The following is a 12,209-nucleotide window of genomic DNA, read 5'->3' on the forward strand; positions in this document are numbered from 1 at the left end:
CTCCCGCAAGCGGGAGAGGGAGCAAACCGGCAGCGAGCAACGGCTGCCGGCGGGCATTCAAGCCGGACTTGATTCCGCTGTTGTCCCCGTCACCTGCGCCAGCGCCGCAATCGCCAGTCCATACCCGTTCACCCCCAACCCCGCCATCACCGCCACCGCGACCGGCGAAATCCACGACTTGTGCCGGAACGCTTCGCGCGCATGCACGTTGGAGATGTGGTACTCCACCACCGGCACCGCCGCCCCCTTGATCGCGTCATGCAGCGCGATCGACGTATGCGTGAGCGCCCCCGCGTTCAGCACCACCCCGACCATTTCCCCTTGCGCGCACAGCCGTCCCGCTTCGTGGATCCAGTCGATCAGCTGGCCTTCATGGTTGGTCTGCCGGCATTGCGCCTCCAGCCCTAGCCGCTGCGCGGCTTCCTGGCAGATGCGTTCCACATCCGCCAGCGTTTCACTGCCATAGACGGCTGGCTCGCGGGTGCCGAGCAGGTTCAGGTTGGGCCCGTTGAGCACCAGTACTGTCTTCATCATGTCTCCTGGAATCGGCCGCAGCGCTGGCGCGGCCATCGCCAATAGCCTATCGTTAGTCCCTTCATCCAATCATCGACCGCCATGGAAACTCAGAATGCGCTCACGGCGAACAATGACCCGTTCCTGCGGGACCTGCGGCTGTTCTGCACGGTAGCGCGGCGCGCCAGCTTTATCGCCGCCGCCAACGAGACGGGGATCTCGCCGGCCCATGTGAGCAAGCGCATCGCCATGCTCGAAGCCATGCTCGGTGCCAAGCTGTTCCACCGCACCACGCGCCGCGTCAGCGTGACCGCCGAAGGTGAGAGCGCCTTTGCCTGGGCGCAGAAAATCCTGGAAGACGTCGACGGCATGCTCGAGGCCGTGGGCGCCACCGGCGGCGAACCGCGCGGGCTGCTGCGCATCGCCACCAGCGTGCGGCTCGGGCGCCGGCATGTGGCGCCGGTGCTGTCGCTGCTGCGGCAGCAGCATCCGGGGCTGGAGGTCTGGCTGGAGCTGCTCGACCGCCGCGTCGACCTGATCGGCGAGAGCTTCGACCTCGACATCCGCGTGGGCGAGGTCGAGGAACCGCACCTGATCGCCAGCAAGATCACCACGGGCAGCCGCGTGCTTTGCGCCGCGCCCGCCTACCTGGCGCGGCGCGGCATGCCGGCGCACCCGGCCGAGTTGCCCCGGCACGACTGCCTGCTGCTGCGCGAACGCGACCAGGCCTTCGGCGTATGGCGCCTGCAGGGGCCGGGCGGCTGGGAGACGGTAAAAGTGACCGGGCCGATGGCATCGAACCACAGCGACGTGACCTACCAGTGGGCACTGGAAGGCTTCGGCATCATCATGGCCTCGGTCTGGGACGTGGCCGCCAGCGTGCGCGCGGGCGAACTGGTGCGCGTGCTGCCAGACTGGCAGCTGCCGGCCGATATCTGGGCCGTGACCAGCGCGCGGGCGTCGGCGTCAGGCCGGATGCGCGTGTGCCTCGAGTTCCTGAAGGCGCAGTTGTCGCAAGGGCCGCGCGCGCTGGCGACGACCCTGGACCAGGCAGACCCTAAAGCACCCGCATGATCAGCAGCGCGGTGTCCTGCAGCACCTGCAGTACGCGGTCCAGCGCCTGCTGCGGGGTTTCCTCGCCGATCGGCATGTTCACTGACAGCGCGGCGATCACTTTGCCGTGGCGGTCGCGCAGTGGCACCGCAACGCCGCGCACGCCGGTCTGCAACTGCTGCTCCAGCATCGCGTAGCCCTGCGCGCCGGCCTTGCGGATCTCTTCCAGCAGCCGGTCGTGCTGCAGGATGGTGTAGGGCGTGTACGGCGCCAGCACGCAGGTCTCCAGCCATGCCTTCACCTGGTCTTGCGGGCGCGAGGCGAGCATCATCACGCCGGCCGAGCCTAGCGGCGCCGGCACGCGCGCGCCCAGCACAAAGCCGGTGCTCATCACGCGGCTGGTGCCGGTGCGGGCGATAAACACCAGCTCCCAGCCGTCGAGCACGCTCAGATAGGCGGCCTCGCCAAGCTGCGCGGTGATCTGCTGCAGGAAGGGCTGCACCGTGCGCGGCAGCCGCGCCGAATCGAAATACGACCAGCCCACCTTGAGCACGCGCGGTGTCAGGCTGAACAGCGTGCCGTCGCTGGTGGTGTAGCCCAGGTGCTCCAGCGTGAGCAGGTAGCGGCGCGCGGCGGTGCGCGTCAGGCCGGTCCGCTCGGCCGCCTGCGTGGGCGTCAGGCGCGGATGGTCGTGGTCGAAAGCCTCCAGGATGGCCAGGCCTTTCTCCAGCCCCGCGATCCAGTCGCGTCGGTTCAGCGTTTCCTTTTCCATGGTTAACCCTGTTTTCGCGCGAATCGTGATCGTAAAGGAGCGATTGTCGCACGCCTATGCGCGAATTGTGGTTGTTGTGCGCACGCCTGGCTCATACCCTTGGCTCATCGCAGCCAGTTTGTTTCTTGCCATGACCGCAGCGCCCAAGCCCTTGCCCAAATCCATCGCCACCGTCTCGCTCTCCGGCACCCTGCCGGAAAAGCTGGAAGCCGCCGCCGCGGCCGGGTTCGACGGCGTGGAGATCTTCGAGAACGACCTGCTGCATTTCGACGGCACGCCGGCGGCCGTGCGCCGCATGGCCGCGGACCTGGGCCTGCAGGTCTTCCTCTACCAGCCGCTGCGCGACTTTGAAGCCATGCCCGGCGACCAGCTTGCGCGCAACCTGGCGCGCGCCGAACGCAAGTTCGACGTGATGGAGCAACTCGGGGCGGAGATGGTGCTGGTGTGCAGCAATGTCCAGGACGCCGCCATCGACGATCCGGCCCGCGCCGCCGCCGACCTGCGCCGCATGGCCGAGGCCGCGGCGCGGCGTGGCCTGCGCGTGGGCTACGAGGCGCTTGCATGGGGGCGCCATACGCGCCGCTGGCAGCAGGCGTGGGAAATCGTGCGGCAAGCCGATCACGCGGCACTGGGGCTGGTGCTGGACAGCTTCCACACGCTGTCGCTGGGCGATTCGCTGCAGGGCCTCGATGCCGTGTCGGCGGACAAGATCTTCTTCGTGCAGCTGGCCGATGCGCCGCGCCTGTCGATGGACGTGCTGTCGTGGAGCCGCCACTACCGCAACTTCCCCGGCCAGGGCGACCTGCCGGTGACGGATTTCGCGCGCGCCGTGCTGCAGGCGGGCTATGCCGGGCCGCTGTCGCTGGAAGTCTTCAACGATGACTTCCGCGCCGCGCCGGCACGCCAGACCGCGCAGGACGGGCTGCGCTCGCTGATCTGGCTGGAGTCCGAGGCGGGCGGCACGCCGCTGCCCGAGCCGCCGGTACTGGGCGGCGTCGATTTCATCGAGTTCGCCGTCGACTACGTGGCCGGCCGCGAACTGGCGCAACGGCTGGCTTCGCTGGGCTTTGCCCATGCCGGCCGCCATCGCTCCAAGGCGGTGGACCTGTACCGCCAGGGCGGTATCAACCTGATCCTGAATGCCGAGCAGGACAGCGCCGCCGCCGGGCATTTCCAGCTACACGGCCCGTCGGTATGCGCGATCGGGCTGCGCGTGGACGACGCCCGGCGCGCGATGGCCCGCGCCAGTGCGCTGCTGTGCAAGGCGTGGCATGAGCCGGTGGGGCCGGACGAGCGGGTGATTCCCGCGCTGCGCTCGCCCGACGGCATGCTGTTCCACCTGGTTGATGACCGTGACGCCGACCGCAGCATCTACGAGAGCGACTTCGTGCTCGATGCGCCGGCACCCGCCAGCCATCACGGCGCGGGTCTCGCCGCTATCGACCACCTGGCCCAGGCGCTGCCCGCGAACCGGCTCGATACCTTCGTGCTGTTCTACCGCTCGGTGTTCGGCATGGAGCCGGAAGCCATGCACGAGATCGCCGATCCCTATGGCCTGGTGAAAAGCCGTGCCATGGTCAGCCCCGGGCAGCACGTGCGCATCCCGCTCAATGTGTCGGAGAGCGGCCGCACGGCCACCGGGCGCTTCGTCGCGGCCTACTCGGGTGCGGGCGTGCATCACATCGCTTTGCGCTCGGACCATATCGAGCAGACGCTGGAGACCATCGACCGCGCCCGCGCCACGATGCTGCACGTGCCCGACAACTACTACGACGACGTGGCCGCGCGGCTGGCGCTGGACGATGCGCTGCTAGCGCGCTTGCAGCGGCTCGGCCTGCTCTATGACCGGGACGCGGGCGGTGATTTCCTGCATGCGTATACCGCGCCGTTCCAGGGCCGCTTCTTCTTCGAGCTGGTGCAGCGCGCCGGCTATCTGGGCTACGGTGCGGCGAACGCGGCGGTGCGGATGGCGGCGCAGGCGCAGTTGCACTACTAAGCCGCGCCGACCGCGCGGCCTGGCAGCTGTCGTTCCCGCGCCGCCGCCACGGTGCCAGCCAAACCGCTGGCCGCGATCAGCGCCACGCCGAGCACGGACCATGTGTCGGGCAGGTAGGCGAACGCCAGCCAGCCGCCCAGCATGGCAAAGGCGATCTGCAGGTAGAGGTAGGGTGTCAGCAGGCTGACCGGGGCGCGGGCGTACGCCAGCACCAGGAACAGGTGGCCGGCGGTGCCGGCCAGTGCCATGCCCGCGAGCAGGCCCCAGTGCCCCAGCGTGAGTCGCGACGTCCAGGCAAACGGCAGCGCCGCCGACAACAGCAGCGTGGCCACGCAACCGGTATAGAAGTGCGTGGTGCCGGCGCCGTCGGCGCGCGTCAGCACGCTGGTCAGCAACTGGTAGCCGGCATTGCACAGCACGGTCGCCAGCGGCAGCAGCAGCGCGGGCTGCAGGCCGGCGTCGGGGCGGATCACTACCAGCGCGCCGGCAAAACCGGCGAGAAGGCACAGCCAGCGCACTGCCGACACGCGTTCGCCGAGCACGGTGGCGGCGGCCAGCGCCATGGCCAGCGGGGTCAGGCTGACGACGGCGGTGAATTCGCCTACCGGCAGCACCTGCAGGCTGTAGAACGCGCACGCGCTGGACATCAGCATCAACACCGCCCGCGCGCCCTGCAGCAGCGGCCGGCGCGTACGCAGCAGGGCGCGGCCGCGGGCCGGCAGCAGCACGGCGCCGGTCAGCGCCGCCTGCACCAGGTAGCGCAGCCACAGCGCCATCACCATCGGCACGGCCAGTCCGGCGATCTTGGTCTGCGTGTCGAGCGCGGCGAAGCACGCCACCGCGGCAACCATCAGCGTGATGCCCTGCAGGGGCCGCGCACTTCCCACGGCGCTCACGCCGCCATCCTTATCCGCGCCATGTCATGGTTCCAGAAGTGTTTTCGTCATGATGCGCAGGTTAGTTCAGGCGCGGGGGCGATAGCGGCGATGGCAGGAAAGTCAGAATTCGCTGCCGGCGAATAATCGGGGCGGATCAGCGTGCCGTCCTGTCGCCGGCGGCATCAATGGATAAAGCCGCCCTTGACGAAGCGCACCGGCTCGGCATCCATGCGCAGCAGCAGCGCCGTCAGGCCATCGCCTGCCTTCGGCATGGCACGCGCCGTGCCGGCAGCGGGCGCTGACACGCACACGAGGTCGGCATCGGACCATTGGCTGCCAGGCATGCCACGCGCGCGCAGCCATCCCGCACGGTCCGAGAGCAGCTGCGTGCCCGCCAGCTTTGCGGGCGGCAGGCCGGCAATCGCTGCCACCGCCTGCCATGCTTTTGCCGAAGCAGCCGTGCAGCCGGCGCGAAAGCGCGGCACCCGCGCGGGTGGGCGCCCGTCGGGCGTGACCAGCACGGTCAGGAAGCGGGGATCCTCGAACGGCAACGATGCCGTTCCGTCCACCGCGACCAGCCGCACGCGCTGGTCGCCGCGCCATTGCGACAGCGCCAGCGGCGCGGCATTGGCGCAGCGGATGGCCATCTCTGGCAGCCGCAACGGTACCGGCCAGTTGCCCTCGGCACCGCCGCCGGCCGACATCGCTTTCATGTAGTCGATCACGGCCCAGGCCTCACGGTGGCTAAGCGCATCGCCGAAAGCCGGCATGGTGGGCTGGCCGTAACGGTCGCGCATGCCGGCCAGCACATGCCAGAACAGCTCGCCATCGGCGCGGCGCGCCAGCAGCGGGCTGGCCAGCGTTGGCGGCCAGTTGGCCAGGCTTGCCGCCAACGGACCTTCTCCGCGGCCATCGACACCATGGCAGCCAGCGCAGTGTTGCGCATAGACGCGGGCGCCGAGCGCGATGGCATCGACGGAGAAGCGGGTAGGGCTGGCGTGGAAGCTGGTCGGCACCGCAGGCCCGAGCAGCAGCGATGCGCTGGGCCACGGCGCCGCCGCCAGGGCCAGCGCACCGGCGCCCAGCAGCACGCCGCGATGGCGCCGCCATGCCAGTGCGACGGCGACGGCCACCACGGCAACGGCAACGGCGCACAGGCTCAGGCCGACCTGGCGCGCGAGGCCCAGGTCGATCAGCAGGGTTTCGCCCGCCACGCGCCATGCCCACGGCCACGCCGGCTGGCCGTGGCTGTCGCCGGTCAGGCCAAGGGCATGCCATAGCGACAGCAAGCCAAGCTGGAGTTTCTCGATCAGGACCAGCAGTGCATTGAGCCATGCCTGCGGAGGCGGCCCGCTCATCTGGCGGCCCGCGAGGTGAAGCGCAACGCCATTACCAGCTCGCGTCCAGCCCCAGGTGGCGCAGCGCTTCGTGCCGCAGCCCGGTCAGCCGCGGATCGCCGCGATGGCGCGGGTAGGGCAGGTCGACCCGGATCTGCGCCGTGATGCGCGCCGGACGCTGACTGAAGATGATCACGCGCTGCGCCAGGAACAGCGCTTCTTCCACGTCGTGCGTGACCAGCAGCGCGGAGAAGCGCGAACGTTGCCACAGATCGACCAGGTCGCTCTGCATCGCCAGCCGCGTCAATGAGTCCAGCTTGCCCAGCGGCTCGTCCAGCACCAGCAGGCGCGGATCATTGACCAGCGCGCGCGCCAGCGCCACGCGCTGCGCCATGCCGCCGGAGAGCTGGTGCGGGAAGGCGCGGGCGAAGGTTTCCAGGCCGACGCGGCGCAGCGCCTCATCCACGCGGTGGCGCTCCTGCGCCAGGATGCCGCGTGCCTGCAGGCCGAGTGCGACGTTGTCCCAGACGCGGCGCCAGGGATACAGCGTGGGATCCTGGAACACGACGATGCGTGAAGGGTCGGGCTCGGTGATGGGCGTGCCGTCCTGCAGGATGTCGCCGGAGGAGGGTTGGTCGAGGCCGGCGACCAGGCGCAGCAGCGTGGACTTGCCGCAGCCGCTGGGACCGAGCAGGGCGACGAATTCGCCGGGGGCGACGTTGAGGTCGACGTCGTCGAGGACTTGCAGTTGGTCATCGGCGGAACCGAACCGGTGGCTGACTTTCCGGATGTCGATACGTGCGCCCGTCAGAACTCCGGACGTAGCGCCTGCCGCCGCGTTAACTCCCCTCTCCCGCTCGCGGGAGAGGGGAGCCTTCCGCGGGCGGCCGCTGGATCGCCAGGCATTCAACCGCTCAACAACACTCACCATTTCACCGTCCCCTTTTGCCACGACAGCACGCGATCGCGCGCAACAAACAACAGCGTGATCACGCCCGAGAACAGCAGCGCCATCACGATCAGCGCCGCATACATATTGACGTACGAAGCCCAGCCCTGCGCCCACGTCAGGTACCAGCCCAGGCCCGACTTCACGCCCATCATCTCCGCCGTCACCAGCACCGAGAACGAAGCGCCCAGCCCCATGAACAGGCCGACGAATACCTGCGGCAGCGCCGCCGGGATCGCCACGCGCAGCACCAGGAACCAGCCCGAGGCGCCCAGGGTGCGCGCGACGTCGTAGTAGCTCTTGTTGACGCCGGCCACGCCTGACCATGTCAGCACCGCGACCGGGAAGGCAGTGGCCAGCGCGATCAGGAACACCGCGGCGGAATAGCTCGACGGGAAGAAGTAGAAGGTCAGCGGCAGCAGCGCGGTTGACGGCAGCGGGCCCAGCACGCGCAGCACCGGATGCACCCAGTAGCCGATGCGGCGCGACCAGCCGATCGACACACCCACCAGGAAGCCGGCCAGTCCGCCATAGGCCACGCCCAGCCCGAGCAGCCTGATCGTGTTCAGCACGCTGTCGCCCAGGCGCCGCCAGTCGTCGGCATAGACTTCGATCAGCGCCTGCGGCGGCGCGAAGAAGGGCGTGGGCAGGATGGCGGTCTTGGCGGTCAGGATTTCCCACGCGGCCAGGGCCACGGGCAGCGCCACCAGCCACGGGCCGGCGGCGCGCAGCGCGGCCAGCGCGCGTTGCGCCGCCCGGACCCGCTGGCCGGCCAGCGCAACCAGTGCCAGCAACGCGGCGCCGGCCAGCGCCGCAATGCCCAGTTCCGTCGTAAAGGCCCAGTCGCTGAAGCCCACCGCCTGGTTGGGCCACAGCCACGTCAGCGCGCCGAACGCGGCCCACGCCAGCGCGGCGAGGATGCCGGTGGCCCAGGCCGGGCCGGACGCGCGCGCGCTCGCGCTGCCATGCGGCACGGTTGCGGCGGCTGGCTTGCGCGCTGGCCCGGCGTCGAATGCAGGTTGGCTTGTCGTCATGGCATCACCCCAGCACATTGGCGTAGACGTGCTGCGCCAGGCGTTTGGCATCGGTGGTCTTTTTCAGCACGCCGATGCGGCGGAAATCATCGGCGTAGAAGGCAATTTCGTCGCGCAGGTCGGCGCCGGTCGGGTGGTGGGTATAGGTCAGCGTGGCGTAGAGCTTGCGCAGGTCTTCCGGGTTGATCTTGGGCGAATACTTGGCAAAGACCCTGGCGGCCTCGTTGGGGTTCTCATTGACGTAGCCGGTGGCCTGCACGATGGCGCGCGCCAGCGACGTGGCAGCGGGGCGGTCGTTGCGCACCAGCTCGCCGCGGGCGCCGACCACGCAGCAGACCTTGCGGGCGTACTCGCCGGTGAGGTTGGTGGCCAGTTCCACGTAGGCGCCGTTGGTGCGCTTTTCCAGCAGGTAGAGGTTGGGGTCGCCGTCGGCAATCGCCTGGATCTCGCCCTTGTCCACCGCCACGCCCAGCAGGTCGGCCGGGTACTGGCGCCAGGTGATGTCCCGGTCCGGGTCGATGCCGTTCTTGGCCAGCAGGATGGTGAAGAAGTGCTTGCCCGGCGCCGCCAGGTCGCTGACGCCTACGGTCTTTCCCTTCAGCTGCTGCAGGCTGGTGACTCCCGCCGCTTTCGATCCCACCAGCCGCACGCAGCCGCCGTGCGAGCTGCCGATGATCTTGACGTCGAAGCCCGCTTCCAGCGGCTTGAGCCAACGGTGGATCATGCCGACCGCCGCATCGGCCTTGCCGGTGGCGATCGATTCCAGCAACTGGTCGGTCGAGCCGCTGTAGTTGATCAGGTCGACCTGCAAGCCGTTCTTCTCGAAGAAGCCCTTCTCCTGCGCCACCACGATCGGCGTCAGGCAGAAGGAGTTCTGGTTCCACGCGAAGGTCAGCTTGCGCGGCGCCGACCAGGCCTGGCGGCCCAGGATCAGCGACGGCGCGGCGATGGCCGCGGCGCCGGCCAGCCGCAGCACGCTGCGTCGGCGCGGGTCGGCATCATGGTTGTTGTCCTGGCTCATGGTGAAACTCCCCGTCTTCGTTGTGTGGTGTGGTGTGGTGTGGTGAGGCCGTCAGGCGGCCTTGCGCTGCGCCTGCTGCGCGGCGTCGTGCTGCGCCACCAGCTCGCGCACGCGCGGGATCAGCTCGCGGCCATAATCGATAGCGTCTTCCAGCGGATCGAAGCCGCGGATCAGGAAGGTGGTGACGCCCAGTTCGTAGTACGCCAGCAGGGCCTGCGCCACTTGCTCCGGCGTGCCGACCAGGCCGGTGGAGTTGGAGCGCCCGCCGGTCTCGCGCGCGATCGCGGTCCACAGGCGCTGGTCGACCCGGTCGCCCTTGTCGGCCGCCGCGAGCAGGCGCCGAGCGCCTTCGCTCTGCTGCGGGCCACCGCGGCTGTAGCCGGCCTGCACGCGCAGGGCGCGGGTGCGCTCCAGGATGCTGTCGGCGCGGGCCCAGGCTTTTTCTTCGGTCTCGGCCAGCACCGGGCGGAACGACACCGAGAAACGCACCGTGCGCCCGTGCTGCGCGGCTTCGGCACGCACGCGGGCGGTCAGCTCGCGCACCTGATCGAGCGACTCGCCCCACAGCGCGTAGACGTCGGCATGCTTGCCGGCCACGGCCAGCGCGGCTTCCGAGGCGCCGCCGAAGTAGATCGGCACATGCGGCTGCTGCGCGGGCTTGACCTCGGAGAAGCCCTGCGTAAAGCGGTAGAACTGGCCTTCGTGGTCGAACGGCGCGGGCTCGGTCCAGATGCGGCGCAGGATGTGCAGGTACTCGTCGGTGCGCGCATAGCGCTGGTCATGGCCGAGGAAATCGCCGTCGCGCTGCTGCTCGCTGTCCGAGCCGCCGGAGATGAAGTGCACCCCGAGGCGGCCGCCGCTGAACTGGTCGAGCGTGGCGATCTGGCGCGCGGCCAGCGTCGGCGCGGTAAAGCCGGGGCGGTGCGCCAGCATGAAGTGGATGCGCCGGGTCACGCTGGCCGCGTAGGCGATCGTCAGCGTGGCCGACGGCCCGGTGGAATGGTGCGGCACCAGGATGCGGTCGAAGCCGGCCTGCTCATGGGCCTGGGCAAAGGCACGCACATAGTCGCGATCAATCACCGGGCCTGACGGAGGATGGATCTCGGACTGCTTCTGGCTCTGGATCATGCCGATGAAATTGACGCTCACGTGCGTTCTCCTGGGTTCGGTGAGGGCGGCAGCGCCGCCCGGATGGTGTTGGGCTGAGGCAGAAAGTACGACAGGCGCGCGCGCTCGCTAACGAATAAAAACGACGGTCCATATTCAATAAGCGTCGTTTTCGTAATGCGGTGTCGGCGCTACTCTGCGGCATTCGGTGCGAGCCGCGTGCCGGCAGCGCGCCTCGTCGTCATCCTTCCCGGAGTGTTCTTCCATGTCTTTGACGTCTACCCTGCGCCGGCTGCCCAGCAGCGAAGCGCGCCTTGGCGAGGTGCTGGCCGGGCTGTCCGCGCGCTTTGCCTCCAGTGCCGGCGCGCACGATGCCGCTGCCAGCTTTGCGCACGACAACTTGGCGCAGCTGCATGCCAATGGCCTGATTGCGCAGGTGGTGCCGCGCGCGCAGGGCGGCGGCGGAGCTGGCCTGGCGCAGGCGCGCCGCATCGTGGCCGCGGTGGCGGGCGGCGACGCCGCGACCGCGCTGGTGCTGACCATGACCTACCTGCAGCACCGCGCGATCGCCCGCGCCGATTCGCGCTGGCCGCAGACCGTGCGCGACCAGGTCTTTGCCAGTGCGGTGCAGGACGGTGCGCTGATCAATGCGCTGCGGGTGGAACCGGAACTGGGATCGCCGGCACGCGGCGGCCTGCCGGCCACGGTGGCCGCGCGCGTGGCCGACGGCTGGCGCATCAGCGGCCGCAAGCTGTACAGCACCGGCATTCCGGCGCTGCGCTGGCTGGCCGTATGGGCGCGCACCGATGAGCCTCAGCCGCGCGTGGGCGTGTTCCTGGTGCCCGGACCGGCGGCCGGCATCGCGGGCGTGCGCATCGTCGAAAACTGGAACCACCTTGGCCTGCGCGCTTCAGGCAGCCATGAGACCGTGCTCGACAACGTCTGGATCCCGCCTGACCACGCAGTCGATATCCGCCCGCCGTCAGCATGGGCGCCGGCCGGTGCCAGCCAGGCCGACATCGACGCCAATGCAGACCAGCAGGCCTGGATGATCGTGCTGCTGGGCAGCCTCTATGACGCGGTGGCACGCGCTGCCGCCGCATGGATCGGCGATTTCGTTCGCGAGCGCGCCCCCGCCAGCCTGGGCGCGCCGCTGGCCACGCTGCCGCGCGTGCAGGAAGCCATCGGCGAAATCGCGGCGCTGCTGCGGACCAACCAGGTGCTGCTCGATGATGCCGCCGCGCGCACTGGCGCGGGCGAGCCACCCGCGCCGGCCGACAGCGGACTGCTCAAGTACACCGTGACCAGCAATGCCATCCGTGCGGTGGAGCTGGCGCTGCAGCTGTCAGGCAACCACGGGTTGAGCCGCAACAACCCGCTCGAGCGCCACTACCGCGACGTGCTGTGCAGCCGCATCCATACCCCGCAGAACGATTCCATCCTGGTCGCCGCCGGGCGTGCGCAGCTTGGCCTGTAAGCGCGGGCCCGCCTGGCCGTGCTATGTTTGCGGCAGCACCGCCCCGCAGAGGGCCGCAGCGCAGGCGCCCGG

11 protein-coding genes are annotated in these 12,209 nt (G+C 69.5%); 3 read left to right on the forward strand and 8 right to left on the reverse strand.

All coding sequences use genetic code 11. The features are described from left to right. Positions 1–57: 57 nt before the first annotated feature. Entirely contained in the window at positions 58–531 is a 474-nt protein-coding gene (aroQ, locus tag A3A5_RS0102040; RefSeq protein ID WP_018308997.1) for a type II 3-dehydroquinate dehydratase, read from the reverse strand. A gap of 84 nt (positions 532–615) precedes the next feature. On the opposite strand from aroQ, the gene A3A5_RS0102045 reads away from it, so the two are divergent. Then, positions 616–1,587: a LysR family transcriptional regulator gene (locus tag A3A5_RS0102045; RefSeq protein WP_018308998.1), complete on the forward strand. Its 972-nt coding sequence runs from the start codon at positions 616–618 to the stop codon at positions 1,585–1,587. On the opposite strand, the gene A3A5_RS0102050 is transcribed toward A3A5_RS0102045, so the two are convergent. Further along, positions 1,571–2,338: an IclR family transcriptional regulator C-terminal domain-containing protein gene (locus A3A5_RS0102050; protein ID WP_018308999.1), complete on the reverse strand. Its 768-nt coding sequence runs from the start codon at positions 2,336–2,338 to the stop codon at positions 1,571–1,573. The two genes, A3A5_RS0102045 and A3A5_RS0102050, sit on opposite strands and share 17 nt — an antisense overlap. A 130-nt stretch (positions 2,339–2,468) precedes the next feature. Here A3A5_RS0102050 and A3A5_RS0102055 point away from each other — a divergent pair, with 130 nt between their 5' ends. After that, entirely contained in the window at positions 2,469–4,334 is a 1,866-nt protein-coding gene (locus A3A5_RS0102055) for a bifunctional sugar phosphate isomerase/epimerase/4-hydroxyphenylpyruvate dioxygenase family protein (RefSeq protein WP_018309000.1), read from the forward strand. Here A3A5_RS0102055 and A3A5_RS0102060 read toward each other — a convergent pair. The 6 genes from A3A5_RS0102060 to A3A5_RS0102085 all read right to left on the reverse strand — a co-directional run bounded on the left by A3A5_RS0102060 (position 4,331) and on the right by A3A5_RS0102085 (position 10,702). Further along, on the reverse strand, positions 4,331–5,230 hold the full coding sequence (locus A3A5_RS0102060; protein WP_018309001.1) for an EamA family transporter: 900 nt from the start codon (positions 5,228–5,230) through the stop codon (positions 4,331–4,333). The genes A3A5_RS0102055 and A3A5_RS0102060 overlap by 4 nt on opposite strands. A 164-nt stretch (positions 5,231–5,394) precedes the next feature. Next, positions 5,395–6,570, reverse strand: coding sequence for a cytochrome c (locus A3A5_RS0102065; protein ID WP_018309002.1), 1,176 nt, complete (start codon positions 6,568–6,570; stop codon positions 5,395–5,397). Between the two features lie 31 nt (positions 6,571–6,601). Further along, entirely contained in the window at positions 6,602–7,480 is an 879-nt protein-coding gene (locus tag A3A5_RS0102070; protein WP_026200356.1) for an ABC transporter ATP-binding protein, read from the reverse strand. After that, on the reverse strand, positions 7,474–8,532 hold the full coding sequence (locus A3A5_RS0102075) for an ABC transporter permease (protein WP_018309004.1): 1,059 nt from the start codon (positions 8,530–8,532) through the stop codon (positions 7,474–7,476). Before A3A5_RS0102075 ends, A3A5_RS0102070 begins: the two co-directional genes overlap by 7 nt. A gap of 4 nt (positions 8,533–8,536) precedes the next feature. Continuing rightward, entirely contained in the window at positions 8,537–9,553 is a 1,017-nt protein-coding gene (locus A3A5_RS0102080; RefSeq protein WP_018309005.1) for an ABC transporter substrate-binding protein, read from the reverse strand. Between the two features lie 51 nt (positions 9,554–9,604). Then, positions 9,605–10,702: an LLM class flavin-dependent oxidoreductase gene (locus A3A5_RS0102085; RefSeq protein ID WP_018309006.1), complete on the reverse strand. Its 1,098-nt coding sequence runs from the start codon at positions 10,700–10,702 to the stop codon at positions 9,605–9,607. Positions 10,703–10,925: 223 nt separating this feature from the next. Here A3A5_RS0102085 and A3A5_RS0102090 point away from each other — a divergent pair, with 223 nt between their 5' ends. Then, on the forward strand, positions 10,926–12,137 hold the full coding sequence (locus A3A5_RS0102090; protein WP_018309007.1) for an acyl-CoA dehydrogenase family protein: 1,212 nt from the start codon (positions 10,926–10,928) through the stop codon (positions 12,135–12,137). Positions 12,138–12,209 lie beyond the last annotated feature (72 nt).

It is taken from the genome of Cupriavidus sp. UYPR2.512, from assembly GCF_000379565.1.
Classification (GTDB): Bacteria; Pseudomonadota; Gammaproteobacteria; order Burkholderiales; family Burkholderiaceae; genus Cupriavidus.

What these genes read in the sequence shown, in the direction of transcription:
- A3A5_RS0102090 (WP_018309007.1), top strand. Translation starts at nt 10,926, where the DNA reads ATGTCTTTGACGTCTACCCTGCGCCGGCTGCCCAGCAGCGAAGCGCGC.
- A3A5_RS0102055 (WP_018309000.1), top strand. Translation starts at nt 2,469, where the DNA reads ATGACCGCAGCGCCCAAGCCCTTGCCCAAATCCATCGCCACCGTCTCG.
- aroQ (WP_018308997.1), bottom strand. Translation starts at nt 531, where the DNA reads ATGAAGACAGTACTGGTGCTCAACGGGCCCAACCTGAACCTGCTCGGC.
- A3A5_RS0102045 (WP_018308998.1), top strand. Translation starts at nt 616, where the DNA reads ATGGAAACTCAGAATGCGCTCACGGCGAACAATGACCCGTTCCTGCGG.
- A3A5_RS0102070 (WP_026200356.1), bottom strand. Translation starts at nt 7,480, where the DNA reads ATGGTGAGTGTTGTTGAGCGGTTGAATGCCTGGCGATCCAGCGGCCGC.
- A3A5_RS0102050 (WP_018308999.1), bottom strand. Translation starts at nt 2,338, where the DNA reads ATGGAAAAGGAAACGCTGAACCGACGCGACTGGATCGCGGGGCTGGAG.
- A3A5_RS0102075 (WP_018309004.1), bottom strand. Translation starts at nt 8,532, where the DNA reads ATGACGACAAGCCAACCTGCATTCGACGCCGGGCCAGCGCGCAAGCCA.
- A3A5_RS0102065 (WP_018309002.1), bottom strand. Translation starts at nt 6,570, where the DNA reads ATGAGCGGGCCGCCTCCGCAGGCATGGCTCAATGCACTGCTGGTCCTG.
- A3A5_RS0102080 (WP_018309005.1), bottom strand. Translation starts at nt 9,553, where the DNA reads ATGAGCCAGGACAACAACCATGATGCCGACCCGCGCCGACGCAGCGTG.